Consider the following 26,712-nt stretch of genomic DNA (forward strand, 5'->3'; position numbering starts at 1 on the left):
TCTCCCTCAATATCGTCTTCAGCTTGTGATTAGTCCGGTTCTCCGAACTTCGCCACTTGAATCGGATGCATCTCGGTCCGAATCCGTAGGTAGCGTAGGGGGTGGCGGTACACGCCGTGGTCCTGTGATGTGTCGGCGCTGATCTCCGCGACGAGGACGGGGTCGACCAGGGCCGGCTTCAGGGGGATGCGGCTAGTCCAGGACGCGGTGAAGCGGACTCCGGTCCAGGGGTGGCTGGGGCCGGCTGCGGTGAGGTGGTCGGCGATGTCACGGGCCGGGCCGGGTTTCAGCGGGGTTGTCTTTCCCACCAGTCGTAGGCGGCCGGTGGTGTCGTATCGGCCCAGCAGCAGGACCTGGGGGCGGTGCAGGGAGCCGGTGACGCCGCCGATGAGCGCTTCGGTGGAGTTCCTGCGGCGGACCTTGGTCCAGCCGCGCACGCCCGGCCGGTACCGGCCCGTCAGGCTCTTGAGCACCACACCTTCGACGCCAGGGACGTCGGTCCACTCGTACAGCCACTCGTCCGCGATCGCTGGATCTGTGGTCGAAGGGCAGAGCGTCCACGGCGGTGCCAGCCGGTGGTCGGCGAACAGTGCCTCCAGGATCTCGCGGCGGTGCTCGAAGGGCTCGTCCAGCAGCTCCTGGCCGTCGCTTTGCAGGACGTCGAACGCGATGAAGTGGGCGGGGAGCTCGGCGGCCAGGGCGCGTGCGTTGCGGCCGGCGGTCGCGCGGCGTTGCAGGGCCATGAAGCTGAGCTGGCCGTGGTGGTCGAGGACGGCGAGCTCGCCGTCGAGAACGAGACCGTTCGGGAGGCTGCGGGCGGCGGCGGTCAGGTCTGGGAAGCGGTCCTGGACCAGGCCCCCACGCCGAGTCTGCAGCAGCACAGGGGCCCCCTCACGGAGCGGGGTGTAGAGCAGCGCCCTAAAGCCGTCGAATTTGGGCTGCACCGCCATCCGGCCGGCGCCGGTGCCGAGCGGCGGGAGCATCTCGCGGGCCTGCGCGAGCATCGGCTCCACCGGGGGTCTCTCCGGCGCGACCTCGCCCGGATGCCATGTCTGCTCGCTCATGTTCCCTGTGTACGACGCCCCGGCAGGGGGCGCGACTCAGGGACGGTGGCGCGCCCGCTTCTCCCCCGGGCGGGGCTTCACTACCCGGATGTCAGCCCGGTGTCCGGCCGGCAGATCTCGCACGGCTCGATGTCCGGCTCGGCCAGCGCGATCATCGCGTCCTCGCGGCTGATATACCCAGCGTCCGTCGGATACAGGGTGCAGTCCCCACGGTGCAGCAGGGCCGTCGCGTGCGACCGCTGGGGCTGGATCTTCCACCGCTGTGCGGCATGCGCGGCCGCCTTGCGCCGGCGCTCCTGCTCCTCCTGGACCTCGAGTTCGCGGATCCGGTTCTTCACCTGCCCCACCTGGTACTCCAGCCACTCCAGGAGCGCCCTGTTTTTCTCCAGCGGGGTCGGCTCACGGCTCCGGTCGTCGTGCTCGGACACGGCTACGCCTCGGTGTCAACTGGCTCGTGGGCGTGCTTCAACGCCATACGGGCCGCCACCAGGTTCCCGCGCTCCACGGTTTCCCAGAACGGGTGCGTGGAGACCACCGTCGACAGGCGCAGCAGCTCGGTCCGGAACCGTGCGACTTCCGCGTGCTGCTCTTCGGTGTATCCGGGGCTGTCATCTCTGCCCGGCCGGAACGTGTGGAGCTGCTTTTCGCCCTCCCATCCGGGCGTCGGCTCGGCCGACCACGGCAAGGTGCGCGCGTGCTTCTCGGACGCGGCACGCGTCTCGTGGAGGGCCACCTGGGCGTCGAGGAGGTCTTGGGGGAACGCGAAGGAAGGGGATATCTTGGGCACGACCTAATGCTATGCCTGTTCGATTTCCGGGCGCGACTGCCGCACCGGCCCAGTGAGTAGGAGCACCCGAACGCAGCGGGGCCGTCCGGGCTGTCAGCGTTCCGCGCCCGGCATGCTGTGACCGGCCTGGAGTCGCACCCTGGAGAGATGAGCGCCCCGATAGTCATTCACCGCCTCTCCCCCACCGGCGGCCGGCGGGTCACCATCCGTGGGCAGATCGCCGGGCTCGCCTACGAGGATCACGACGTCGTGGAGTTTTTGCGGCGGGCGGGGTTGCCGGACGCGGAGCAGCTGCTGGACCAGCCGGAGTGGGTGGAGTGGCGGGGCGGACGCGCGCATACGTACGCGGCCGCGTAGGCGCGCCGACGACACTTACCCTGCGAACGTCCCGCCTGTCGCCTCCCGGGCCGACGCGACGGACTGCTTCCCAGCGGCGGCGGCGAGTCCACAGGTAAGGGACTGGTGCTTCAGGTCTCGGCGAGAGTGGTGATCATGTGTTCTTGTGCCAGCATCACGCCCCGCCGGGAGCTGGGCGGGCTGTCGCGCCAGCCCTGCAGCCGATAAGTCGTGCAACCGGAAGCGGTGTTGGGCTGCCTTGGCGCGTCCTCACCGCTTGATCGTGACGCACGGCATTCGGTCATGCCCCTTGAACTCCACGCAGAGCCGGGAGCGGTGCGGGAAGCTCTTGTTGATTTTCCACGTGGTGACCTCGAACTTGTGCCCTGAGAGCTCCTTGGCGGAGGCGTACTTCCATCCCCGGATCTGACGGATGTAGGTGCGGCCTTTCCAGAGGCTGACTCGGGCCTGGGCGCCGGCCTCCCATCCGGTCAGAATCGCCCGCACCTCCTTCACTCTGAGACCGTCGCCGATGACTCCGATGCTGACGGGCCCATCATCGGCACCTCCGCTGGCCTGGGCAGGTGCTTGACCGAGGCAGCCGAACACCATCGCAGACGCCGCAATACACATGATCTTTCGCATGATGTACTCAACGCGCCCCACTGCTGAGAGTCATCGCCGGAGGCGGCTTCTCACCCATGCGGGGTGTCTGTCGGTGCTGTGCTGCCGAGCCTTCGCCTCTGGGGCCGCGGGAGGTCGTCACATGCACCTCGTACTTAAGAACGTTGTTTGAACCGGTGACAGACGAGCCAGGGCTGGCTACGATCCTCACCCGTAAGAACACCTTTCAACTCGTCTTATGTAAGGGGAGCATCGTGATCATCACGGTCCGGGTAGAGAATCCGACGCCCGAGTTCCAGGAGAGGCTCCTCAAGCTACTCGCAGAGCATGCCTCGGACGTCCAGGCTGATGCTTTTTGGACGGCAGAGCGAGCTGAACAGTACTACCGGTCTTTGCCTGGTCGAGCCCGACGGATTGTGAAGCTGGCGGTCGCTGGTGACGGATATGTGGCCTCTGATGATCTACGCGAGGACGCGACGACGAGCCTGCGCGGGCACAGCGCAGCACTGAAGCGACTGCTTACGCGAGGCGCCTTGCTCGGCCGCTGGCCCGAGACGATTCAGCCCCCGATCACGCCGCAGGGGCCTGGCTTTGGAAAGGTCGTCGGCTACGCCATGGACGAAGAGTTGCTGTCTGTCTTCTTCGCCGCGATCCGGGCTGTCGAGGAGACTCCGGAGGAGTGGGCTGAGCAGCGAATGACCCAGGCAGCGTCCCTGGAGAAGGCGATCCGCTCTCGACAGGGCTCTTGGGACACGCGTGGGGCTGTCGCAGCGCTCTCGGCTGCTGGGCACGACGTTACGGACAAGCGAGCGCGTCAGCTTCTGCGTGACCTCGCGGAGACCGGCTTGCTGACCAAGACGGACCCCGTTCGCGCGGCCTACGACACCGTCGTGCCGTAACGGGTCCACCGGGGCGGGAACGGCTCGGGCCAGCCGCGCTATCGTGACGAGCGCGGTTACGCGATTCGACGAGCCACCAGGATGCTCCCGTGGGTGGAGAGCTTCGCGACCTCAACGTCCCGTCCGGGCTTGGGCGCGTGAACGACGAGACCGTCTCCGATGACCATGGCCACGTGCTCCGGCCGCGCCGCGCTGCCCACGGTGAAGACGAGGTCCCCGGGCTGGAGCGCGTCCAGTGGTGCCGGGCGGCCGTCGTGGATCTGCTCGTATGTCGTGCGGGCGATCGTAATGCCGGCCGTGCCGTAGGCGCGCTGCATGAGTGAGGAGCAGTCGCACCGGTCGCGGGCGACGGCGCCGTGGGGGTTGGTGCAGGTTCCGCCCCACTGGTAGGGCGTGCCAAGCTGGCCAAGGGCCCAGCGGATCGCGTTGCGTGCCTGCGGGGGGATGTTGACGGGGATCTGGTAGCTCTTGGGGAGCGTGCCAGCGGGGATGTCTCCGTAGTCGGTGCCGGCCGCGGAAGAACACCTACCGCCGAAACCGACGTCGACCGAGCTGGCGCCGGGGCCGGAAGACTGGCCCAGTGCTGGGGAGATGGCCTGTTGCAGGGCGGTCGCCAGCGGTTCGTGTTTGGCGTACGCGTCAGGGAAGGCCGACTTCTGCACCTTCTGCGCAGCGACGGTGATGGGCATGCCCTCCCAGTTCTTCAGGGACTTGAGCGCCTTGTAGAACTTCGTGGATGCGTAGACAGGGTCCATGATCTGTTCCCGGGTGCCCCAGCCCTGTGAGGGACGTTGCTGGAACAAACCGAGGCTGTCACGGTCACCGCCGTCCAGATTCCGCAGTGCTGATTCCTGGAGGGCTGTGGCAAGCGCGATGACCTGACCGCGCGCGGAGACGCCCATCTGTGCTCCGGTGGCCACGATGATCTTCGCGTTGGGCAGCTGCTCCTTAGGAGCAGTGAGGCCGGGGACCTGGACGGTGCCGCTGCCGGCGAGTGCCGCTTTCACCTGCTGGGTGATCTGCACGGTGTCCGCGTCGGCACCGTCTGCGGCGCATTGGGTCTGAGCAGCCGCGGCCTGGCTCTGCTGAATGCCAACGACGTGCGCGGCGATCGCTCCTGCCAGGACGGTCGCCAGCACGACCAGGGCTGCGGTGCCGGCCAGCCACTTCTTCCCCTTCTTCGTCACGAGGTGCCTCGCAGGCGCCTGCGCCGGCGGGCGAGTTCTTGCTCCTCCCGCTGGGCGAGTTGGTCCTCGAAGCTGCCCGGTCCGCTCCGGCGGCTCGCCGCGTTGGTTGCCTGCTGGGTACGGCGGGCCACAGCGCGGTGCGCCTGGACGTGCCGGCGGGGGCTTCCTGCCGGGGAAGCCGGGGTTCCCCCGGTGGAGGGGTGGTTGACCGGTGCGGCGGCCGGCGTGCGCTGGCGGGCGGTCGGGGTGGCGGGGCCGCCCCGCCGAGGCGCACCGGCCGGACGGTTCGTGCCGGCAGGGCGCGATCGTGCGGGTGGCAGGCCGGGCTGGGCAGGTACGCCCGCCTGAGGGGGCGGTCCGGGGTGGGCCGGAATGCCTGGCTGAGGGGACTGGCCGGGCTGAGGGCGGGGCACTGACGGGCGGGGGTGTGTTCGGCCGGCTGGCCGGGGCCGGGGGCCTTGGCCACGGCGGCCGCCGCTTTGGAGCCGGGACATCAGGGCGGTGGCTCCGATGGTCCGTGGCATGGCGTAGCCGATTGCGGCGAGGGGGTTGCCGTGGGCGAGTGCGACACCGGCGATGGCTCCGCGGACGAGGCCGCGGGTGGTCGTGCGGACGATGTGGCGGTTCTTGGGGACGGTGGAGGTGGCCGGCGGTGTGAAGACCGAGCCGTGGGTGCCGCCGACTCGTGCGTTGGACATCTTGGCGCGCCAGTTGGAGGCGACCTGCTTGGAGCGGGCGGCGAGCGCCTTGCGCTTTTTGATCGCTCCGAGGCACACGATGTCGACGACGAGGAACCGCAGGGTCAGCTCCCTGCCCCAGTCCTCCTGTGCGGGGTCCAGGACAGCCTGGATGATCAGGATGAGTACGGCGAGGCCGATGACGGAGGCGAGCATCTGGCCGAGACGGTGCAGGACTGAGGCGGCCCAGTCCCACAGGAAGGCCCGGCCGGCACCGGGGATGGTTCCGGCGATCAGCGCGGGTTCGCCTCGTACGGCGTCCCAGGCGATGCGGCACTGGGCGAGGAGGAAGCTGCCGGCCAGAGCGGAGATGAGGATGGTGACGATGAACGCGGCGACGAGAAGGAAGACGCTGCCGCCGAGCTTGTCGAGCGAGGCTTTCTTCGCGGCGTCGACGTCGCCGGGCACGCACTTTTCCTCGAAGCGGCCCATCGGCGGGTCCCCGAAGTGGTCGACGCCCCAGCGAGTGCCGAGCTCCAGGCCGTTGTTGAGCACGGATGAGGCGCCGGGGAGGCCGACCCAGGAGCTGGGGCTGAGGTAGTCGGCGTAGCCGTTGACCTTCTTGAGCTTGTTGACGCGGGATTGGACTGCGCGGTCGTAGGCGAGCTGTTCCAGGCGGGTGTCGGCGTAGGCGGTCGCGCACTCGCCTTCGAAGACGCGGCCGTACTGCAGGAGCATGGCCGGCTTGGTGATGAAGGCGTCGGTGAGTGCGTCGGTCAGCGGCCGGGACAGTGACGTGGCTGTGGCGGGGGTGGTGACGTCGTTGTCTTGTGGGTCGGATGGGTTGGCGTCCAGGATGACGTCGGCGACTTCGAGGGCCAGGCCCCTGGTGAGGGCGATCGCCCCGGTCTCTTCCCCTAGGAGCACCTGTGGCGGGGAGGACAGCAGGGTGGCCGTGAGCGCGGCCAGGAGGAGCGACAGGGCTGCGTCGCCCCACCCGCGGGCTCGGTCGCCGAAGAAGATCCGGGCGACGCAGACCAGGGCGCAGACGGACAGGAACAGCGACGGCAGGCCCATTTCCAGGATCACGCGGGTGTGGAGTGAGTTGGCGACCGCCAGCACGGGGGCCAGAAGCAGTTTCGCGAGGCCGAAGGACAGGGCCCAGGCGATGAGCCAGCAGCAGAAGGCGATCGCCCATTTAGTGATCATGAAGCAGAGTTCGGTGAGCAGGTTCTGGATGCCCAGGTCCCAGTCGAGCAGGTCTCCGGTGTCGGATTTGACGGTGTAGACACTGATGGGCAGGCCGTTCTTGTCCGTCACGTTGAAGACACCCAGGACGCCTCCCTCGTCGGGCAGCATCTTGCGCAGCCGCTCCTTCTCCGCCTCGAGCATGGCTTCCTGCGCCCCTTTGCTGAGGCGCTCCCCCTGCTCCTTGAGGAGCTGCTCCATCTCCTCCATCTCCTCTGCAGAGGGGGCCCGCTGTTCCGGTGCGGCTGGGGCCGATGTGGTGGGGGCAGGGGTGGGCTCGGCGTGGGCCGGGAGCGAGGTGAGCAGTGTGAGCGTGGTGGCGGCCAGCGCGGCGAAGAGCAGGGCCATGCGCAGGCGGAAGGAGCCCAGTGTCCGCATGCGCATGCGCCACGTCAGGAGTGTGGTCATGCTGCGGTCCGGTAGTCGCTGGGGGTGGTGTGGATGACGCGCATGATGGCGGGGTCCATCGGGATGAGGACCTTCATCAGCCCGATGCGGCCGGGCAGGTCGCGGTAGAGGCATTCACCGGCGCGGGCCAGTTTCTCCTCATCGGGCAGGTCCAGGGGGGACAGGCCGGCGGTGACGAGGTCCAGCAGCTCGGCGTCGGTGGCATCGACGCCGAGGAACTCCAGGCCGCGGGAAGCGAGCGCGCGGGTCGTCTGCCGGAACAGGAGCCGGTGTGGGATGAGACCGCGGATGATGGCGCCCTTCTCGCTGTTGGCGGGGCCGATGTCGTCGGGGTCGTGTGATCCGACGTAGGCGGCGGCGTTGTGCTTGCGTCCGTCGCGCATGAGTTCCAGCAGTAGCTCCAGGCCTTCGTCGCTGGAGGTGAGCCACCAGCACTCGTCGAAGACGGCGACGCCGAACTCGTCCTTGTGCCGCATGACGGTCTCGCGCGCGACGGCAGCGATCAGGTACATCAGGGAGCGGCCCAGGACCTTCTCGAACTCCAGGCGCTCGATGCGGTGGTCGGAGGCCAGTTCACTCTTCTTCGGAAGGGCGAGGGAGTTGACGAGGAAGACGACGGAGTCGGCCCGGGTCGTGTCGACGACCGGCAGGGTGTCGTCGAAGACGACGGCGGCGAGGTCTTTGCGGGCAACGGCGTTGAGCTTGCGGGCCAGGTCACGAGCGGAGGTGTCCTCTCCTCCACGCCGGGTGAGTTCGGCGATCAGGGCCCGCATCGACGGATCGGGCCGCTCCAGCACCGCCTGGACCGCTTCGGACAGGGCGACGCCTTCGAGGTCCATCGGCTTCACGCCGAGCAGCAGGGTGAGAAACGACTCGCAGAAGCGGGCCGCGACTTTCGGGCTGTCCTTCACGTACAGGCGGAGCGGGTCGAGGGAGACCTCGGCGCTCTGGTCAATGCGGATGAGCTGGGTGCTGCCGGGGCACGCCTTGGCGAACCGAGCCCACTCCTCTTCCTTGGTGCGGTCGACGATGACGGCGCGGCCGCGGGAGTGGGGTTTGCCGGGCTGGTGGCCGCGGGCGAGGACGTTGTAGACGGCCGACTTCATGGCGACCGACTTGCCGGCACCGAGCTCGCCGATGAATGCCATGGACGCGGAGGCGTTCTCTCGGGGGCCGCGGGCTGGGTCGATCATGACGGGGCGGGCGCCGCCGGAAGCGAGCTGGAGGCCGAACAGGCCGCCGCGCTCGTCGCCGAGTTGGGAGCCGCACCAGGGCATCGCCATGGCGAAGTCGCGGGCGAGGAGGTACTGGGCGTAGCCGGTCATGACCCTGGGGGTCCGGCAGCCGGGCAGCATGGCATGCCAGAGGTTGGTCTGCTCCCCCACCGGGCGGGCGAAGGTGTAGTCGGTGGCTCCGAAGTCACTGGCGAGGGCGGCGGCACGGTCTTGGGCTTCATCGGCGGTGGCGCCCCACACGGCGAGGGTGACCATGGCGCGGATCTCGACCTCGCGTGCTGAGGCGGAGAGCCGGTCGCGGAATTCGTCGTTGTCGGCTTCGTGCTTGGCGATGGTGGCCGGCGGGCCTGCCGGGTCTCCCTGGTATTCGGCTGACTGCGCCTTCAGGTGCCGGGCCCGCTTACGGGTTTTGGCTTCGGCCTTCGTCCCCGGGGTGACGACCAGGCGGGCTGTCCAGTCCACCGGGTAGGCGAGATCGTCGAGCTGCTGCAGGTAGGCCGCCCCGGGCAGGGCGAAGGCCTCCGGCATCTCGGACAGAGCGAGCATCGCCTGGTAGGAGTCGCCCCACTCGGAGGAGACCTGCAGGAAGCGCCGCTCGAAGGGATTGCCGGGCACCGCCTTTCGGCCGGTGAAGTCGGCGCCGCCCTCGGCCAGCAGGACCTCTCCGAGCGAGGCGACAGTGCGGCCGCGGCCGCGCACACCCGGTTCGGTGCCATCGGGCAGGAACGGCTCGGCCAGACCGCGGCGGGCGCTGTGGCCGTAGATCCACAGGATCTCTGCCTCGCTGGCCGGCCGCATGGACACCCCGGTAGGCCACTGCGCCTGCATGCGCTTCGCCTGCTCGGTACGCCGCTCGACCTCCACGCTGGTGATGGGCGCGGGCATCACGCCGAGCTGCACGGCGACTTCGGCCTTGGCCGCACCGAAGGCTGCCAGGGCGGCATCCTTGCGGGAGAGCGGCGGCAGGGGGATCGCGAGCCAGTCGGTACGGCCGGTGAGTTCCATGGTCTCGAGCTGGTCCAGGACGGCGAGCCCGAGCTGCTCGTAGCGGGGCGACTTCTTCAGGTCGACGTCAGCGACCATCGCGCGGACCACGGCGATCGGATCGACCTGCGGGCACAGCGACATCAGCATCGGCTCGCCGGTGAGGGTCTTGAACAGCGACTCCAGGGCCTTCAGCCGGCGCTTCTTGGCGCCCGCCGGCGCGTGGGAGTAGTTCGCGGCGGCCACCCGCCAGATCGCCCAGGTCGTGCCGTGGGTGGTGAAGACGAGGTTGCCGGCGACGTGCCGGATCGGCAGGCGCATCTCACTTCTCCTTCTCATCGGTGGATGCGGTACGGCGGGCCAGCAGGGCCTGCACGCCGGACGCCACCGCGGGGCCAACAGCGGCACCCAGGGCGGGTGTCCCGAGGTGGTCAGCAAGGGCCGCGTTTGGAGCCGGGGCGGGCGCCGAATCTCTGAACACCTCGGGGGCGGCCGGCGAGAGGCGCGGACCGTCAGGCGCGGCGAGGGTGATGCGGATGTCCTCGCGGGTGGGGCGGGTGGGCCGCAACGGCCGGCCGTGCAGCCGCCCCCATCGCGGCCCGGTGAGCATCGTCATGACGCTGACGAGAGCGGCGGCCGGGTTACGGCCGTCGATGTGCAGGTGCCGCAGCGCGAACGCAGCGGCGAACGGCAGGCCGAGCAGAAGGCCCACGTCCAGCAGCCCGTGACCTCCCCATACCGCGCGGGTCAGGATCAGGACTACGAAGGTGGACACGATCGCGGCGAGCTGGGTCAGCGTGTACGGGCCGCCCGGGAGTCGGATTCCGCGGCCGCCGTTGACGTCACGGATGACGCCGTGGACCAGCGGGGCACGTCGGGCCTTGGTGTAGCAGCGGCCGATCTCTTCATCCGTCTCGGCGGTGTCGACCAGATGCGTGGCCACTACTCATCACCACCGGTGAGCGTGCCGCCGCCACTGCCGCCGTCGTACTGGGTGATGTCCTCGGTCGTCTTGTCCTTGAGAGTGTCCATATTCGCGGAGCCACCCCAGACGATGGCCGCGAGAATCACGGCCAGGATCGTCGGCCCGGGGGCTTTCGTCTTCACGCCGACGATGACGACGAACGCCCCGCACAGCACGGGGATCGCCACGTCGAAGATGAAGGTCTTGATGTCGTTGCCGAGGCCGGTCCCGGTCTGGATCCATCCGGCAGCGAGCGTGACGGTGTCGTAGTTCATGGCGTGTCCCCTTCAGAGGGCGCAGCGGGCGTTCGGGAGGTGGTGCCGGTATCGGGCGTAGGGGAAGCGATGGCGCCGCCAGCAGACGCCGCGGCGGGGTGAGGTGCGCCGTCCAGGCTCGCGATCTCCCACCGTCCGGCCCGGGCTTTGAGCGTCAGCGCGTACGAGAGCGGGACACGGACCTCGTCATGGCCGGTGCCGCGCAGGGCGACCAGCAGCCGCAGCGTTGTGCCGTCGGTGGGAACAGGGCCGACCGGCTCGCTTCCCTTCTCTCCCTCGATGGCCAGGGTGTCGACGGCGACGCCGGTGTAGGGGGCGGGGGCGACCGGGGCGAGGTCGGTGCCCGGGGCGAGATACCGGTCCAGCTCACCTGTACCGGTGAGGTATGCGACCAGGAACTCGGTGACGGCCTGTGTACGGGGGTCCGTGGGAAGGGCCGGCCGCATCGGCCCGTAGACGAGCTCCGGGGCGGGGATCCGCCCGGGCGCGGCGACCTCGGACGGCATGGCGAGCGCCGTGTAGCCGCTCGCTCCGCCGGCCAGGGGGGCGGTGGCGACCGGCACCTGGAAGTACCGCACGGCGGAGGCACCAGCGTCGCGGGTGCCGTCGGCCCGCTTCGTCAAGATGCGGGCGGCCACGGTCACTGACCAGACACCGGGATCGGTTTGCCTCAGTCGGACCACGGCGAGCTGCTCACCATGCTGCCGACTGGAATCTCCCTCCAGGCGCAGGCTGGTGGCGCCGGGGTAGTAGGCGGCGAGCTGCTCCTGGTCGCTCTCCCCCGCGGAAAGGAACTCTGCGACGAACAGCTGGGCGTAACCGGCCGCGCCGTGAGCTCCGGTGGTAGCCGGAGCGGCGGGGGTGGCCTTCCGCTGAGCCGGGCCGCCTTGCGCCGGTACGGACAGGTACGCGACGAAGCCGAGCAGCGGGCCCAGGATGATGAGCCCCCACACGGCCCAGCGCATCATCGTGGCGGTGTTGGCCTGGGCGCCGGTCGACCAGCCGCCAACGTCCCCGGCGGCTTCGTCGATCTGCCAGTCCTCCGGCTCAGGGCCGGGTGCGGTCGCCTCCTTGGCGGGGCGGCGGGCCCATAGGGACTTCATGCCGAGCCTCCCGCGGGCAGCAGGTTGTGGCCTGCCAGTTCGGCGATCCGCTGGCGCAGCTCTGTCTCCGGGCGCTGTCGCAGTGCGTCCAGGGAGGCGAGAACAGCGGCTGCGTCCTCGGCGAGGAAGAGGCGCAGCCGGTCGTGGGTGTGGGTGTCGAAGGGCTGCGAGACCAGCGCGGCGCCCAGGTGGATCAGCAGGCGCTGGGCGCGGGTGACGCGTTCCTCGTCAGCGTCCAGGGGCGTCTTGTCGGGCGGCGGCATGTGGGTCTCCTCGAGTACGGGGCGGCGGTCGGTGGCAGGAGAAGAAGTCGCCTCACGCGGCCTAAGCGAGCGAGGCGGTGAGTCGGGCGACGGCGCGGGAGCGGCGGCGCTGCCAGGCGCCGGCCGTGGTGTTGTTTCGTGCCGCCGCGTCGGTGTCGGTGACCGGCTCGGTGCTGTAGTGCCAGGTGATGGCTCGGCCGTCGGCGTGGGTGAGGGTGCCGGCGTCCAGCGCTTCCAGGACCAGCTCGAGGAGTTCCAGGCGGGCGCCGCGCGAGGTGGCGCTGACGGCCTGGACGGGGTGAAGGCCGGCTACGGCAGCGGCCGAGTGAACGGCGCAGGCTTCGGCGGCCTCGGCCGGATCGCAGCCGCTGTCGGTGAACGCCTCGGCGGCGGCCAGGTCCTCGCCGCGCTCCTCACGGTCGGCGGCGAGCTCACGGCAGACGTAACGCAGTGTGTCCAGGGCAAGGTTCGCCGCAGGGCGACCAGGCCGGGTGTGGATGCGTCCCGAGCGTGCGACTTCGAAGAGCGCGGCCACGGTCACCGATGCGACAGCCTCGAAGGACCGGCCACCGAAGGGACGGACCTGGCCGCGCGTCATTCGGACCGCTGCCGGGATCATCGTCTGAACGATGACGCGTGCGGCGAGCGTGGCCGATCGGTCACGGCCGGCAGCGCGGCGCAGCAGCGAGCGCAGCACGGCATCGGTCACGGTGTCGGCCATGCGCCGGTCGCGTGTCCGCAAGGCAGCCAGTAGCTCGGCCGGGCCGGGGTGGCACGATGCGCGTTCGGGCACCCCATCAGTCACGGATACGACAGCGTCAGTAAGCTGATCGGCCACCAGCCAATCGGTCACCGTGGCGTGGACGGCAGGGTCGGCGCACAGTTCCACCCACTCGGCGTCCAGGTTGCTGAAGATCCCGCCTGCGGTGTGGGCGGGGTGCAGTACGTCGGGCACGGCACGTCTCCTTCCGGATCTCGTGCCGTGAACTCTCCTCAGCCCGGCTTGCCCGAAGGCTTGCCCAGTTTCCTGAAAGACCAGGTGGATGGCTTGCCCGTGCACTGGGCAAGCCCTTCCTGACCGATTGGGCAAGCCTGCCCGGGGGCTGGGTAAGCCAGGGTGACCGGCCGATGCAACTCCCGGACAAGCCCTCTGCCGGGGTGGGCAAGCCGTCGACCTGAAAGCACCTGGCGCCCGCGGGGGTGGGGGTGTGAGGCGGGTGACCGATACGGCGTCTTCGGTCATGACCGGTGACCAATGACTCCTGGATGGGCCATCGGTCACGACAGAGGGGATCGGTCACCGCTTGGTCGGCCTTCGGTCACAGCCATCGGTCACGGCCCATCGGTCACCCGGCGACCGGTCACCCCAGACGGCCCGGAGAGGCCAGTGGCCGGCGACCATCTCCGGTCACCGGCCACTCACAGAACCTGCCGTCGGTCAGGAAGTGACCGACCGAAGATGCCCCCGGCCCTGCTGCCGACGCTGTTCCTGAAGGTACTCGGCGGCCGCCGTCACACGCCGCTGACCGGTCTTCGGAGAGAGACTGAGGCGGCGGGCGACTTCTGCCCCGGACAACTTCTCGCCGGCTTCCTCGGCATCAGCCAGCCACCCCGCAACGGTCACAATCTGTTGCTGCACCGGATCCAGATCGACCTCGTCGACCTGCGGCTCGGGGAGCCGTGCCGTCGCTGCGCCGCTCTCGGTAGCGGTCGATTCCCAGGTGCCCGGTTCACCGGGAGCGGGCTGCGGAGTGCGGGCTGAAGGCACATCCAGGGACGTCTGCTGAGGCGCTTCGTTGCCGACCCGGTGTTCATCGGTCACCTCGGCCGTCGGAGCCGGCACCGGTGCCCCGATGCGCGGCGCGGCATCCAGGGGCGTACTCGGCGCCTCGAAGTGCTGAGGCCCGGCCGACTCCTCGATGAACGCCTGGGCCAACTCCGGCGCCGGCACGTTCGGCAACGGGGTCGTGGAGTCGTCGTCGAGGGGCTCGTTCACGTGCTCCGTGACGTCCAGCGCTCCTGCGGGCTCCTGGTCGTCCAGCGATGGGTAGGCGAGCTTGACCTCTTGCAGTACCGGACGGAGGAGGGCTTCGGGCAGCGGGCCGCCGGTTGCTGGGTCGGTGATCGCGTACTCGGCAAGGAAGAGGCCGAACTGTCGGGCGTTCGGGAACGTGCCGTACTGGGTGATGTAGCCCTGCACCGCCTCCACGTAGTCCACGTCCGGGAGCATCGGCATCTCCGGCTCAGCAGCCTCGAAGGAGTTGGCACTGGCTCCCTCAGGCAGGGCATCGTGATGCCCACCCACAGGATCGATGCTCTCCCCCGCGTCCAGCGCCCGTGCATGCGCGTGGGCCGGCACCAGTTCCCGCTCGGTCTCCACGGCTGCCGGGGCGGGCGGCAGCAGGGCCGGCTCGATGCCCGCGGCGGTGAGGCCGGCCGGGGCGGTCTCGGCGAGCGGGACGCCGTACTTCGCCAGACGCAGCGGCATCATCGACTCGACGGGGGCCTTGCGGCGCCAGTTGCGGCCGAATCGGGCCTGGAGGCGGGCCTGGTAGATCAGCCGGTCCTGTTCGAGCTTGATGACCTGCTCGTAACTGCGCAGCTCCCACAGCTTCATCCGGCGCCACAGCTTGAAGGTGGGCATCGGGGAGAGCAGCCAGCGGGTGAGGCGGACGCCCTCCATGTGCTTGTCGGCCGTGATGTCCGCGATCCGGCCGACCGCGTGCCGTGCGGCCTCGACGGCGACGACGAACAGGATGGGGATCACCGCGTGCATGCCGGTGCCCAGCGGGTCGGGCCAGGCGGCGGCGCCGTTGAAGGCGATCGTCGCCGCGGTCAGCAGCCAGGCGGTCTGACGCAGCAGCGGGAAGGGTATGCGCATCCACGTCAGCAGCAGGTCCAGCGCGAGCAGGACGCAGATGCCCGCGTCGATGCCGATCGGGAAGACGACGGAGAACTCGCCGAAGCCCTTTTCCTCCGCGAGTTCGCGCACGGCGGTGTACGAGCCCGCGAAACCGATCGCGGCGATGAGCACGGCCCCGGCGACGACGACCCCGATCAGGGCCCGGTGCGTTCGGGTGAGCAGGACTGGTGAATTGCCCTTGGTCATGCCCGTCCCTCCTGCATCTGCATCATTTTGTTCACACTCTCACGATGGGTCCCGCGTGCTACTCGTTCGACGAAGTACGTCTCGGATCGTCAGCGAATAGTGATCACAGGGATGGCGGATCGGGCGGGCGGCTTGGCCGCAGAGGCGTCGTGCCAGACCGCTGGGGTTGCCTCCTGGGCGTGCCTTGAGCAGGACGAGTTTTACCGCGTAAAAGTTGGGGCTGAAGCGTCTGCCTCTGGTAGCAGGGGCGGCCAGACTTTTACGCGGTAAAACTACGACGGCGTCAGAGGGCGTCGAGCAGGCGTTGGGCGATCTTCTGCACGGCCTCAGCTGGGCAGCGCTCCAAGATGGCTGCAACGACCGCATCAGGGTTCGTCCAATCGACCGAGGCATCAAGCCTGTCCGGGGCCGGCGACTCGATACGAGGTTCGGGAACGCTCTGCTGCACCGTCGGCACATCAACGCTCGGACTCTGCTCGGGCTGAGGCAACGTTGTTGTGGGAGCACCTGCAGCGGAGGAGTGCTGAGGCTGATCCTTCTTGATGGCAGCGGCCGCCCGGCCCCTCACTGGCTTCGGCTTCCGGGCCTGTTCTGCTTCGCGCTCCGCCATCTTGGCTTCGACGAAGGCGGTCTGCTCTTCACGAGGGAGGGAGCCCGCTTTGCGTGCAATCGCGATCGGCACCTCTTTGGCTGCGACGCGATGCTGGATCGGCTCCGGCAACTTGAGGAGCGCCCGCCGGGTGGAGATCCAAGAGTCGTTGACCGCTCCGCCCAGGACCGTTACGACTGCGGCTGCGCTGCCGTGGAAGGTCACCAAGGCTTCGATGGCCTCGGCTTCTTCAATCGGCGTCAGGTCTTTGCGGAAGTGGTTCGCGCTGAGGGCTGCGGCGAGGAGGTCTTCCCGGGTGCCGACCGACGAGTCGTCGACGGTGATTCGCAGGTCGATGTCAGCCTTGCGCGCTGCCCTGAGTCGGCAGTGACCGTCAATGACAACGTACTCGCGGTCAGCGGGAACGGCGTCCTGGTGCTCAGGGTGCGCAACGAGGAACGCCAGTCGGGTCATGACGGTAGCCGTCTGGATCTGCCCGACTTCTCGCATATTCCGAGCGAGAGTGTCCAGGTACTCCTCGTCGAAATCCCGGCGCGGGTTCTCCGGGTTCTCGGCAACGAGGTCAGGCGGGACGCAGGCCGGGGGAGCGCCTACAACAGAGTCGATGATCTGTCCGCGGGCGCTGCGCTGAGCTCGGGCAGAGCCGAAGGCAGCGCTGGGGCCAGTGCGTTCGGCGGCGGACTTTCGACGGTCGGGGCTCATGAGGAGATCTCCTTGACGATCTGGCGCATGACGCGTGACTGGGCGCAGGACGGGTCATAGGCGAGGAGCGGCCGACGTGCCCGTGCGGCTTCACGCTGTTCCTTGCGCCGGGGGATGACCCCTATGACACGGGGCTCCTCAAGGGCGTACCACTCGTTGAGTGAGCTGGTGACGACGTGTCCGTCGCGGGCGTCGTAGAGGTTGACGACGAGGCCGAGGTAAGTGGTCGTGATCCGCCAGTCGGTCATGCCGTCATCAATCTGCTCGACGAGCATGGTGTAGGCATCGGCTGACGAGTCCTCTGCCTGTACGACGATGACGATTCCGGACTGCCCTTCCAGCTCGCCGTCCCGCTCTCGGCCGTAGTAGATGGCGGCGTCCATCGCCATGCCCAGGCTTGGAGGGCAGTCGACGATGATCACGTCGTAGTGAGCTTCGAGGGGTTCGAGGGCGTGCTCGAGGGTGGCCTGCCGATTTCGGGCCGCCGAGATCATGACGTCCAGCAGGAAGGCGTCCTGACAGGAAGGCAAGAGATCCAGGCGACCGCCGAAGCGGTCGTCGTCCACGGGGATGATGAGGTCATGGATGTCGCCGGTGACCTGCCGAGACATGAACTTCGCAAGGCTGGGGCCATTCGCGGGGAGCTGTTTGACACCAAGCTGCTTGGTCAGGTGGCCCTGCGGGTCGTAGTCCACGAGTAGCACCCGCAGTTGGGGGGCGTCGTACGCGTCATCCGCCTCGATAGGGGCGGACGCTTCCGTCTCGGACGCTTGCTCCGTCAGGAGCGCGGCCAGCCGAGCAAGTTCGGCATCGCCAGCAAATGCCCCGCCGGCGATACGTGCGAGTTCGGCATCCTCAGCGAAGGCGCCTCCAAGGCCAGAGGTGACCGCGGTTTTGCCGACGCCCCCCTTCTGGTTGCAGACGATGAGACGGCGCGTGGTGCGCTCGAGCGGCCGGTGGCGGGGGGAGAGGTGCGCGGTCAGCCAGAGGGTCACGGCCTGCGCAAGCCCCTGAACGTACGGGATCCCTCTTTCGCTGCACTCCGCCTTGAACTGCGAGATGCTCGATTCTGTGAGCCACGTCGCGAATGGCGGCGCTCCCGCCGTGTCGACCTGAGGAACCGTCCCTTGGGGCGCGGCCTTCCACTCGCTCATCGCGTCGGCCACTGCATCTTGGATGTCTACGTGGAGCTCTGCCGCGCGGATCTTGAGTTCGGCTTTCAGGGAAGCCGGTAGCTTGAAGGTAACCTTCTGCCTGTCTGCTTGATCGCCTGAGTGCAACATGGGGAGAGCTTACTTACCTCGGTGCGGTTCGGGGAAGTTGGCACGCCGCTGTACGCCCTCCTGGCGGCCTGCGGCGACTCCAGTCACACCCTTACTCCGACCGTCGAGAGGTCGGCCGTGTGACCCCCCTTTCTGTGTGCCGGTTTTCCGCGGACTTGGGCAGTATTGGTTCAAGGGCGGCTGTCCCGTCTCGCTGAACCTTGACCGACGGCAGTGTGCCCTCAACCACTTATCGTTTTCTGAGGAACACCCGAGCATCCCTCGAAGGGTTCCCCGGAGCCTTCAATCCGTTGGCAGCCAGATATAGGTTCGTCAGCCTCGAACGGGCTCCACCGCCATTGGGCTAGGAGGTCTTCCCCTTCCAGCGGAAGAAGAGCTGCTCCCCCGGGGCGGCTCCCAGCCCAATCGGACGCCCTGTCAGCACGAAACCCACGTCGGTGATCTCGCCTGGTTCCAGCACAATGAACCCGTGGCGCGAGTAGTAGGGGCCCAGGGCGCGTTCGATCTCGAACTCACCGAAGAGCAGCATGAAGTCGAGTTGCCAGTACACCTGAGTGCAGCGTTTCAGAAGCGCGCCCCCCACACCGCGGCCCCGCGCCGCTTCTGTCACAGCAAGGCCTTTGATCTTGACGTACTTCAGCATCGCCAGGAGGGAGTGCTGTTCGTAGCCCGCCTCCTGAACGGTTTGCACCACGCCGCCAGGCGGTAGCGCCAAGAGCGCACCCACCAGCGTGCCGTCCCGGTCTTCAGCGACCAGTGGGAGGGAGAGGGCCAGAGCAGCCTCTTGGAGGCGACCGCTAGTAGCTGCGCGCACCAGAGGCTCCGTTAACGCCCCGCCCGTCAGCAGTCCGTCGACCACCCACTTGCCGCACTGGCCCGCCGCCACCCCGTCGACGTGCTCGACCTCGATCTGTTCAGTGGCCAAGTGCAGCAACTCGCCAAAACGGAGACTATCCTCCGGGCGTGCGAGCCGGATCTTTGTCCCGTCGGGCCCGGATATGCCGTCCACCAAAAGCTGCCGGGTGAGCCGGACGCTGGGGGAGGAGGAAGGACGTTTTCGTCTCTGCAGCTTTGCCTTCTTCGCCATCCCAAGGGGCTACCCACCCCGTTTCGCCAGCACGCCACGAGCAGCGGCTGACTCTGCTGACGAGGGCGACAGGCTAGCTCCTCATTACCATCGCATTCCTAGGGCTGAGAGCTCGTCTGCTCGTTCAGGTGCCAGCTTCGTGGCCTTCACACGCTGCTGGCTGATCCAGGCCCCGAGACGCACGACCTGGTCGCTGATCTGTTCGGTGTGGCTGCGGGGGACTTCCAGGTGCCCTTCCCGCTTGTGGTACTGCCGTGCGGCGGCCAGGTTCTGGGACCACATCTCGGCACGGGACCGCTTCGCCGGTGCGGCACTGATGTCCAGCATGCTGGTGAGCATCCACTGCTGGGTCGCGGTCAGCTTCGTGAAGCCGGCACGTTGGGCGGAGGCCCACTTGCCGAGGTCCTCGCCGTCGGTGGCGGTCAGGCCGGCCTTGTCCGGCAGCGGGTTGCCGCTCTTGACGTGGTTCCAGGAGAGCCGGAAGAGGCGCTGCCAGTCGACACCCCAAGCCGGGCACCACCCGGGGTCGATCTCCTCGAGCGCCGCGCGGCGCTCGTCCGCGAGGGGAGTCACGCCCGCTTCCGGCTCCGGCAGGCCCGCTGCACGACGTTGCTGAATCTCCGCGGCCTTGCGGGCGGCAGCTCGCTGGTTCTTGAGCCAGCGCCCCACCGGATACCCGCTCTGGACCGCGTCGACCGGCGCGGCGAGGCCGACCTGGTGGTCGGCCGCCCAGGCGGCGGCCGCCGCGAGGCCTTCCTCGAAACCGGTATCGAAGGCGGACCACACCATGCCCAGCTTCTCCAGCTGCGCGACGCGGTCACTCTCCAGCCGGCCGGTGTTGTAGAGGCGCCTGCAGTCCGCGATCCACGCGCCGAGCGCGAACTCGGCGGGGTTCCAGGTCGCGGGGGTGCGGTAGCCGTTGGGCACGCGCAGGTCCTGGTGCTCGCCGACGTAGGCCTGGGCGGCCTGGATGCCGCGCCGCCAGTGGACACGCTCGGGATTGAGGACGCGCAGCTCCATGAAAGCCGCGAGCTGACGTGCGTCGCGCGGCGCCGAGAAACGCAGCAGCTCCTTCGCGGGCTTGCTCACCGGCCCTGCCACCTGGTTGTCGTCGTCCAGATCTGCGGCGCCGTCGCCCTGGTCCTGTTGCTGTTCGGGGGCGCGGGAGGCGGACTTCTTGGACTCGGTGAGCTTCTCGATCCGGGCGTCGTGTGCATGCAGAGCGGTCAGGAGCTTGACCAGGCCGGTGTAGGCGGGCGAGGTCAGCATGGCGTCTGGCTTCTCCCCGGGGGCGAGGATCGCGGGCACGACGAGGGTGGCGAGCTTGCCCTGGCCGGGGTGCATGCGCAGGGCGCGTCCGACTGCTTGGACGAGGTCGGACATGGAGCCGCGGACGTCCACGAAGACGACCGCGTCGCATTCGCGGGTGTCGACGCCTTCGCCGAGGACTTTGACCGAGGCGATCAGGGACAGCGATGCGTCCGTGCCGGCGTCCGTGGTTCCGGCGGCGAACTGGCCGAGGGCACTGCGGCGGTGGGCGGGCTTGTGTTCGCCGTGCAGCCACGTGGCCCAGACGTCGTTCCCGCTCGGGTAGACGCTGGGATCCTTCGCGTGGAGCTGCTCGGCCTTGCCGGACAGGCCCAACGAGAAGGCCTCGGCCTCGGCGACGCGCTGGTGGAAGCTGAGGATCCGGCGGAGCTCTTCCTCGGCTGCCACCTTCAAGGTGGCGGCCTGCAGGGCGCCGAGACGCTTGCCGCGTGCTTCCTCGCTCCCGTCGCCGGCGGTGTGGAGGGCGGCGTTCAGGCCTGGGTCCTGTACGTCGACCACCAGGATTTGGTACGGGGCGATGATGCCTCGGCGGATCGCCTCTGCGAGGGGGAGGGAGTAGGCCACCCTGCCGAAGGTGCCGTCGGGGTCGTCCAGCATCGACGCCACGAGTTCGCCCTGGCCGCGGTGACCGGGGTCGTCCTCGTCGGCTTCGCCGGCCTGCCAGATGCGGGGGGTGGCGGTCATGTAGAGGCGTCCCTCGGCGGGGATGCGCGTGTTGTCGTGGACGACGGCCCAGGGCTTACCTGCCCGTCCGCTTGTGCGGTGGGCCTCGTCCACGATGATCAAGTTCCAGGCAGGGAGGCCTGCGGCGTGGGCGGCTTCGAGGAGCCCGAGCCCGAGGGATGCGTAGGTCGCGAAGACGGTGACGCGGCCGGAACCACTGGTGAGCCGCACCAGCTCGGCGGGGTCGGTGGTGTTGGGGAAGCCGACCTCCTCGGACTTCAGGGAGGAGACACCGAAGAAGGCGCCGGGCCGGCCGCCTTCCCGCCATGCGCGGGCCGTCTGGTCCAGGAGGTCGAGGGAGGGGACCAGGACCAGCACGCGGTTGGCGTCGAGTTCCTCGGAGGCATGAACGGCCACCAGCGTCTTCCCGCTGCCTGTCGCCATGATGACCTGCGTACGCAGTCCCTCGGGCGGCGGGGGAGTACCTGCCGGCAGTTCGAGTTCGCGCACCGACGCGACGACCGCTTCGGTCTGGTGCTCCCGCAGGGGTTTCAGCATCCCGTGTCTCACTCTCTGCGCGTTCGATGAGGCTTTCAGATGGCGGCGCCGGCGTCCACTTGCCCCCACGACCTTGCGGATCGTGGTCTTCAAAGACACCGACCCCACCCATTATGCAGAGTCGCAATATGCATTGCAATAGAATGCTTAATGATGGGTGCCGGGGCAGCGAACAGCCCCGGCAAGCAGAGCCTGCCGGGGCGCGGGTCGCAGGGCGTTCAGTTCTCTCGGGGCATCCAGGCGCGGATCTCCAAGCCGACCAGCGGAGTGCCGGCCTCGATCCGGTCGTTGTCGACCAGCCACTTCTGCACCGCGGCGGACACGTCTCCGCCCGCGGCGTCCACCATCGCCTTGAACGCGGCCCCGTCGAAACCCTCCTCACCGCTGCCGGGGCCGCCGCGGTTGTCGGCGTACGCCCGCTCCTCGGTGTTGTCGCGACGCTGAATGACGTTGCGGCGAAGCCCGGGGGAGTCGGTCCTGCGACCGGAGTCATGCTTGAAGGCGCCTTTGCGGGCACGGACCGTGAATGCGATCCTCCCGCCGTGCCGCGCCGCGTCCTCGACGACCGGACGAAGGCGGCTCGCGCCCGACGCGATGTGCTGCCGGCCCGCCCTGGCCAGGGACGAGGACCAGGCCTTCACTGCCTTTCCGTCCGGTCCGATCACCGGCTTCCCCCGGTTGTCCTTGACCGTCTTCTCGGCACGCTGGCGGGACTTGCCGCGCACACGCGCCTTGTAGCCGGCCGCGTTCAGCCGGGGCTGGACCAGGCCGGCCGCGAGGGCCTTGAGGCTGGTGATGTCCCGCGGCCCTCCGGCCTGGACTTCCTGGACGACCGCCCTGAGCGCCTCCACCATCGAAGCACCCTTGTTCTTCGTGAAGAACTGGCTGACCAGGGAGGGGTTCCGGTCGAGGATCTGCCCGACCTGGTTCTTGGTGAAGCCGGCGTCGAGCAGCTCGTCCGTGAGCCGGGCCGCCTCGCTGCGTTGCTGGCGGCGACTACCACCCGAACTGCGCCTTCGCCGCGGTGTCATGCCGCCGCCTCCTCGTCATCGCATTCGTGATCGGCGTAGGTGACGGTGTCGTCGTCGAATTGGCCGTCACCGCCAGCGCCGCAGCCGTGGCACGTCCACTCGGCGCTCCACATCACCTCCGCCCCAGCCGGGCCGATGTTGCAGTCGTCGTGACCAGAGGACGCGGTGTCCGAGTCCTCCCAGACCGCTTCGCCGGCTGCCCCGCAGTCCGGGTGCTCCCACCGGCCGCCCCACACCACCTCGGCGCTCACAGTCCCTCCGCCTCCAGCGCCTGCCGACCGAGGCCCTGCAGGATGTAGAACTCGGCATCGGTCGTGGGCGTGGTCTGCTCCCAGGGCATCGCCCCCTTGAGGAGGTAGTCGCCGGGCTCGCCGGTGTAGGGCCACTCGGGCCGCACCGAGCTGTAGATGGCGTCGGTACGGAACGCGAGGATCGAGCCGGCGGGAAGGTGCAGGGCACCGGCCTTTGCCGGTTTTCCGGTGGCAGGGTCCTTCGCCCCGCTCGGACCGGACAGGAGAGCGGCCCGAGCGGCCGACCACACGCCGGCCGACCACTCCGGGTGCGCGTACTGGTTGCGGCTGAAGCCGGCGTTGCGCTCCCAGGTGACGTGGGTGTCGGTCATGCCCGTGAGGCGGGAGCCGTCGGGGATTTCGGGCACGTCACCGCCCGTTGACAGCTGGATCGAGCCGGTGGTGATCTGCGGGCGCTGGGCGAACGTCCCGATGCCGTACAGCAGGATGCTGCGGACCGCGCGGGAGGCCAGGGCGGCGGCCGTGCGCTGGCGCTCGTCACCGTGGAGCTCGCTCTGGGCGCGCAGGCGCCTCCAGGCGTCCTTCAGCTTGTCGGCCCAGTCCTTGAGCGGGTCGCCCTTCTGCCACACCAGGCCGTCCAGGATCTCGATACGCCAGGGCTGGATCGGGTTGCGCAGAGCGAGGTTGACCTCGGCGCCCCCGGCCCACGTAGTGAAAGTCCTGCCTGCCTGGTCGGGGTAGTGCCAGGGACTGTCACCGCCGCCGGGGACCGGGAGCAGGCCGACGTGGTCCCACCCTTCGGGCACCGTCACCCGGATCTGCCAATGCGACGGCGAGAACAGGGCGTTGGACTGCTCCTTCTCGCTGAGCGCCGCGAAGCGGGCAGCCGACAGGCGCTGCGGCACGCCTACGCCCGACATCCAGGTGTGCTTGGCGTAGGCGAATGTCCGGTCCACCTCGTACCAGCCCGGAACGCGCTCCGGGACGCGAGGCGGTGAGATCAGCTCGGTCCGGCCCTGTCCTGCGGTGGCGTGTAGGAGCCCGCGGATCTCCTGCGACATCACTGGGTATCCGTCGGCCCACTGCGCACCCTCCTTGGCGGGGATGGTGCGGGACCACAGGTCACGGCCCGTCTGCGAGGGCGAGCCCATCAGGACAACGTCTTTCCAGTGCTCGTGCAGCGCCTTCCACAGGGCGATGAACGCTTCGCGCACGGTGGCTGGGTCGGCGCCCTTCGGATCGAACCATTCGCCGACACTGCGGATTTCGGTGTGCTGCTCCTTGCCTCGCTGCCAGCGGCCCACCGGATTGCGCGGGTGGACCAGGTGGCCGGCCTGCCGGTCCTTGCCGCGCGAGGCCTCGACCTGCCAGCCTTCCGGCAGCGGGCCGTTCAGCCACTCGGCCACCGCGTCCCTGAGGAACTGGTGGCTCTCAGCGTTGCGGTGCCAGGGGTCTCCGGCCGTGATGTAGATGCGCTCCACGTCCTGGGGGACCGTCGAGTACACCGCATTCAGGATGTCCGCGACGCCCGCGCGGCCCAGATCGCAGGTGAGCGTGCCGCCGTGCCAGACCAGTACGCCGGTTGCCGCGTCCAGGAACGCCATCTGCCGCACGCTCTGCTTGAACTTGGGACGTGTCGACAGGAGGTTCGGCTCGGCGTAGATCCAGCGGTCCCCGGGCGCGCCCTCGGGAATCGACGGCAGGGTCTTTTCCGGCTCGGCAGGTCCCACGGTGGGGGTCGGCGAGGGCGCGGAAGCTGCTGCGGGGGAGGGGGCGGAGTCCTGGCGTCGGCCGGCCTCGTCGGCGGCCTGGTCGTCGCGCAGGTCGGAAGGCAAAACACCCTCCGACTCCTTGATCGCCTGTGCGGCCTTCTGTGCCTCTCGTGGATCTTCGGCGCCGGTGACCTCCACCTCCGGCGCCACAGGCGCTCCAGAGGGCTCCTGGGGGCCCAGGGAGGGCGCCAGAGCGACGATGTCGATCACCGAAACGCCGGCCGACGTTGCCAGCCTCTCGGCCTTCGCCTGCTCGTAGCCGGCCAGCGTTCGCACGCGCTCATCCCGCCGGGCCCGCAGCTTGCCCAGGTCGTTTTCGAGCTTCTCGAGCTGCCGCTGCAGGGGCTTGATGGCGTCGCGGATCTCCCGCAGCTCAGCGAGGCCCTTCTGGTAGTCCTGTGTGGTCGTCACTGAGACTCCTCGGTGCTGCGGGAACCGTCGGTGTGCCGCTTGGCCTGCTTGAGGATGTGGTCGCGGGTGTAGCCGGTGACCTCGGCGATGTCGGTCTGGGCACCGAAGTACAGCTGGCGCAGGGGATCGATCTTCTTCCAGAACGCCGCCTCGGCGCCGGCCCTGATGCGGTCGGCTTCCGCGAAGCGCTTCGCGCGCTCCTCCATCGCAGCGGTGACCGCGCTCTTGAGCTGGTCTCTCGTCGTGTCGTCAGGACGGGGGGACATGGCGCTCCCGGGGGGTTCGGATGACGCCGGCCCTGAAGTCGGCACGGCGCGCGGCGGTGGACGGTTGCATCCGCCTCGACAGAGAGGTGCAAGCATCACCACAGGATGCGTTACTTGAACATGCATGTCAAGAAAATGCTTTTTAAGATTGGGTCATGTCCACGAACCGCGAGTAGTGCAGCTGGTTCGCGATGGTGATCGTGCAGGTGGGACCGTTGCGGTGCTTGTCGATGATGAGGTCGACCTCACCGGCCCGGGAGGACTGCGGCTCGTAGGCGTCGTCTCGGTAGAGCAGCGCCACGATGTCCGCGTCCTGCTCCAGGGAACCGGACTCGCGCAGGTCGGACTTGTTGGGGCGCTTGTCAGCGCGCATCTCAGGGCCGCGGTTGAGCTGGGCCAGGGCGACGATGGGCACCTGGAGCTCCTTCGCGAGCAGCTTGATGCTGCGGCTGATGTCGGAGACCTCTCGCTCTCGGGACTCCACACGCCCTCCGACGGTGACGAGCTGTAGGTAGTCGATGACCACCAGGCCGAGGTCGGGCACGCGGGACTTCAGGCGCCGCACTTTGGCTTGGATGGCGCCGAGCGTCGTGGCGGACTCGTTGATGTAGAGGGGGGCTTCGGTGATGCGAGGCAGGACGCGGGCCATGCGCGTCCAGTCGTCATCGGTGGTCTGGCCGGAGCGCAGGTGGTGCAGCGCGACCTTGGCCTCGGCGGACAGCAGCCGCATGTTGAGCTCATCGATGCCCATCTCCAGAGAGATGAACGCCGCCGGGACGTTCTGCTTGATGGCGCAGGCGCGGGCCATGTCCATCGCGAATGTGGTCTTGCCCATGCCTGGGCGTCCGGCGACGACGATCATCTGACCGGGCTGGAGTCCGCTGGTGAGCGAGTCGAGGTCGGCGAACCCGGTGGCCAATCCGGTGAGGCCCTCCCGGTTCTTCGCGTCGTCGATCCGGTCCAGGGTGCCCTCCATCGTCGCCCTCGGCAGGATGAAATCGTCGTCCTTCCCCGTACCTTCGACGACGGCGGCGATCTCGGCGGCTGCGGAGGCAACCAGGTCGTCGACCTCGCCCTGCCCGGCGTATCCGGACTGGGTGATGCGGATGCCCGCCTCGGCCAGGCGCCGCAGGACGGCCTTCTCCTTGACGATCTCGGCGTGGTACGAGCCGTTCGCCGGGGTGTCCATGGACTGGATCAGGGTGTGCAGGTATGTGGCCCCACCGATCCGGGAGAGGTCGCCGCGCTTGTTGAGTTCCGCGGCGAGCGTGATCGGGTCGCAGGGTTCGCCCTTGGCCCGCAGGTCCAGGATCGTGCGGTGGATGAGTCCGTGGTTGGGCCGGTAGTAGTCCTCGGGTTCCAGGACGTTCTGGCAGTCGATCGCGGCCTGGTCCGACGACATCATGCTGGCCAAGACCGACTGCTCGGCTTCAACGGCCTGAGGGGGAAGACGCTCGAAGCCGGACTCGTGGGCGTCCGGGGGTCCGTCGTCGGTGGCGGCGTACGGGTGCGGCACTACAGTCATGAGTGATCTCCAGTGAGGTCAGGCGGCGCCTGGGCCGGCCAAGGTTTTCCGGGCGCCGCTT

At 68.8% G+C, this 26,712-nt stretch carries 24 protein-coding genes; 2 read left to right on the forward strand and 22 right to left on the reverse strand.

Going from position 1 to position 26,712, the window contains the following annotated elements; genetic code table 11:
• Window positions 1-29: 29 nt before the first annotated feature.
• The 3 genes from AB0C75_RS26585 to AB0C75_RS26595 all read right to left on the reverse strand — a co-directional run bounded on the left by AB0C75_RS26585 (window position 30) and on the right by AB0C75_RS26595 (window position 1,851).
• Window positions 30-1,064, reverse strand: a complete 1,035-nt coding sequence (locus AB0C75_RS26585) for an ATP-dependent DNA ligase (RefSeq protein ID WP_362894228.1) — start codon at window positions 1,062-1,064, stop codon at window positions 30-32.
• An 80-nt stretch (window positions 1,065-1,144) separates the two neighbouring features.
• Complete coding sequence (locus AB0C75_RS26590) at window positions 1,145-1,492, reverse strand: DUF6233 domain-containing protein (RefSeq protein WP_362894229.1); 348 nt, start codon at window positions 1,490-1,492, stop codon at window positions 1,145-1,147.
• Window positions 1,493-1,494: 2 nt separating this feature from the next.
• Window positions 1,495-1,851, reverse strand: a complete 357-nt coding sequence (locus AB0C75_RS26595; RefSeq protein WP_362894230.1) for a hypothetical protein — start codon at window positions 1,849-1,851, stop codon at window positions 1,495-1,497.
• A gap of 147 nt (window positions 1,852-1,998) precedes the next feature.
• On the opposite strand from AB0C75_RS26595, the gene AB0C75_RS26600 reads away from it, so the two are divergent.
• On the forward strand, window positions 1,999-2,208 hold the full coding sequence (locus AB0C75_RS26600; protein ID WP_362894231.1) for a hypothetical protein: 210 nt from the start codon (window positions 1,999-2,001) through the stop codon (window positions 2,206-2,208).
• A gap of 249 nt (window positions 2,209-2,457) precedes the next feature.
• Here the strand turns inward: AB0C75_RS26600 and AB0C75_RS26605 are convergent, their stop codons facing one another.
• On the reverse strand, window positions 2,458-2,832 hold the full coding sequence (locus AB0C75_RS26605; RefSeq protein ID WP_362894232.1) for a hypothetical protein: 375 nt from the start codon (window positions 2,830-2,832) through the stop codon (window positions 2,458-2,460).
• 233 nt (window positions 2,833-3,065) lie between these two features.
• On the opposite strand from AB0C75_RS26605, the gene AB0C75_RS26610 reads away from it, so the two are divergent.
• Complete coding sequence (locus AB0C75_RS26610) at window positions 3,066-3,710, forward strand: hypothetical protein (protein WP_362894233.1); 645 nt, start codon at window positions 3,066-3,068, stop codon at window positions 3,708-3,710.
• A gap of 56 nt (window positions 3,711-3,766) precedes the next feature.
• Here AB0C75_RS26610 and AB0C75_RS26615 read toward each other — a convergent pair whose 3' ends face one another.
• From AB0C75_RS26615 to dnaB, 18 genes are all read right to left on the reverse strand, one after another.
• A complete protein-coding gene (locus AB0C75_RS26615) occupies window positions 3,767-4,897 on the reverse strand; it encodes a C40 family peptidase (RefSeq protein ID WP_362894234.1) in 1,131 nt (376 codons plus the stop codon).
• Window positions 4,894-7,230 (reverse strand): proline-rich domain-containing protein, encoded by a 2,337-nt coding sequence (locus tag AB0C75_RS26620; RefSeq protein ID WP_362894235.1) that lies wholly within the window; start codon window positions 7,228-7,230, stop codon window positions 4,894-4,896. Before AB0C75_RS26620 ends, AB0C75_RS26615 begins: the two co-directional genes overlap by 4 nt.
• The gene (locus tag AB0C75_RS26625) at window positions 7,227-9,770 is read right to left on the reverse strand and encodes an ATP-binding protein (protein WP_362894236.1); all 2,544 of its coding nucleotides are present in this window, start codon (window positions 9,768-9,770) and stop codon (window positions 7,227-7,229) included. Before AB0C75_RS26625 ends, AB0C75_RS26620 begins: the two co-directional genes overlap by 4 nt.
• Window position 9,771: 1 nt before the next feature.
• Window positions 9,772-10,392: a hypothetical protein gene (locus AB0C75_RS26630; RefSeq protein WP_362894237.1), complete on the reverse strand. Its 621-nt coding sequence runs from the start codon at window positions 10,390-10,392 to the stop codon at window positions 9,772-9,774.
• Window positions 10,392-10,688, reverse strand: coding sequence for a hypothetical protein (locus tag AB0C75_RS26635; protein ID WP_362894238.1), 297 nt, complete (start codon window positions 10,686-10,688; stop codon window positions 10,392-10,394). The genes AB0C75_RS26630 and AB0C75_RS26635 overlap by 1 nt, the downstream gene beginning before the upstream one ends.
• On the reverse strand, window positions 10,685-11,791 hold the full coding sequence (locus tag AB0C75_RS26640) for a conjugal transfer protein (protein ID WP_362894239.1): 1,107 nt from the start codon (window positions 11,789-11,791) through the stop codon (window positions 10,685-10,687). Before AB0C75_RS26640 ends, AB0C75_RS26635 begins: the two co-directional genes overlap by 4 nt.
• Window positions 11,788-12,054: a hypothetical protein gene (locus AB0C75_RS26645; protein ID WP_362894240.1), complete on the reverse strand. Its 267-nt coding sequence runs from the start codon at window positions 12,052-12,054 to the stop codon at window positions 11,788-11,790. The genes AB0C75_RS26640 and AB0C75_RS26645 overlap by 4 nt, the downstream gene beginning before the upstream one ends.
• 61 nt (window positions 12,055-12,115) lie before the next feature.
• Window positions 12,116-13,009, reverse strand: coding sequence for a hypothetical protein (locus AB0C75_RS26650; protein WP_362894241.1), 894 nt, complete (start codon window positions 13,007-13,009; stop codon window positions 12,116-12,118).
• Between the two features lie 483 nt (window positions 13,010-13,492).
• Window positions 13,493-15,163 carry a DUF2637 domain-containing protein gene (locus tag AB0C75_RS26655; RefSeq protein WP_362894242.1) on the reverse strand — a complete coding sequence of 557 codons (1,671 nt, stop codon included), beginning with the start codon at window positions 15,161-15,163 and terminating at the stop codon, window positions 13,493-13,495.
• 283 nt (window positions 15,164-15,446) lie between these two features.
• Window positions 15,447-16,475, reverse strand: coding sequence for a ParB N-terminal domain-containing protein (locus AB0C75_RS26660; RefSeq protein ID WP_362894243.1), 1,029 nt, complete (start codon window positions 16,473-16,475; stop codon window positions 15,447-15,449).
• The gene (locus AB0C75_RS26665; RefSeq protein WP_362894244.1) at window positions 16,472-17,758 is read right to left on the reverse strand and encodes a ParA family protein; all 1,287 of its coding nucleotides are present in this window, start codon (window positions 17,756-17,758) and stop codon (window positions 16,472-16,474) included. The genes AB0C75_RS26660 and AB0C75_RS26665 overlap by 4 nt, the downstream gene beginning before the upstream one ends.
• A gap of 343 nt (window positions 17,759-18,101) precedes the next feature.
• Window positions 18,102-18,845, reverse strand: a complete 744-nt coding sequence (locus AB0C75_RS26670; RefSeq protein ID WP_362894245.1) for a GNAT family N-acetyltransferase — start codon at window positions 18,843-18,845, stop codon at window positions 18,102-18,104.
• Window positions 18,846-18,929: 84 nt separating this feature from the next.
• Entirely contained in the window at window positions 18,930-21,395 is a 2,466-nt protein-coding gene (locus AB0C75_RS26675; protein WP_362894246.1) for a Helicase associated domain protein, read from the reverse strand.
• Window positions 21,396-21,613: 218 nt separating this feature from the next.
• Window positions 21,614-22,426 carry a hypothetical protein gene (locus AB0C75_RS26680; RefSeq protein ID WP_362894247.1) on the reverse strand — a complete coding sequence of 271 codons (813 nt, stop codon included), beginning with the start codon at window positions 22,424-22,426 and terminating at the stop codon, window positions 21,614-21,616.
• Complete coding sequence (locus tag AB0C75_RS26685; RefSeq protein ID WP_362894248.1) at window positions 22,423-22,677, reverse strand: hypothetical protein; 255 nt, start codon at window positions 22,675-22,677, stop codon at window positions 22,423-22,425. The genes AB0C75_RS26680 and AB0C75_RS26685 overlap by 4 nt, the downstream gene beginning before the upstream one ends.
• A complete protein-coding gene (locus AB0C75_RS26690) occupies window positions 22,674-24,860 on the reverse strand; it encodes a Mucin-19 (protein ID WP_362894249.1) in 2,187 nt (728 codons plus the stop codon). Before AB0C75_RS26690 ends, AB0C75_RS26685 begins: the two co-directional genes overlap by 4 nt.
• The gene (locus AB0C75_RS26695; RefSeq protein WP_362894250.1) at window positions 24,857-25,126 is read right to left on the reverse strand and encodes a hypothetical protein; all 270 of its coding nucleotides are present in this window, start codon (window positions 25,124-25,126) and stop codon (window positions 24,857-24,859) included. The genes AB0C75_RS26690 and AB0C75_RS26695 overlap by 4 nt, the downstream gene beginning before the upstream one ends.
• Window positions 25,127-25,268: 142 nt before the next feature.
• The gene (gene dnaB, locus AB0C75_RS26700) at window positions 25,269-26,651 is read right to left on the reverse strand and encodes a replicative DNA helicase (RefSeq protein ID WP_362894251.1); all 1,383 of its coding nucleotides are present in this window, start codon (window positions 26,649-26,651) and stop codon (window positions 25,269-25,271) included.
• Window positions 26,652-26,712: the final 61 nt, after the last annotated feature.

This window comes from Streptomyces sp. NPDC048565 (assembly GCF_040650935.1).
Taxonomy (GTDB): domain Bacteria; phylum Actinomycetota; class Actinomycetes; order Streptomycetales; family Streptomycetaceae; genus Streptomyces.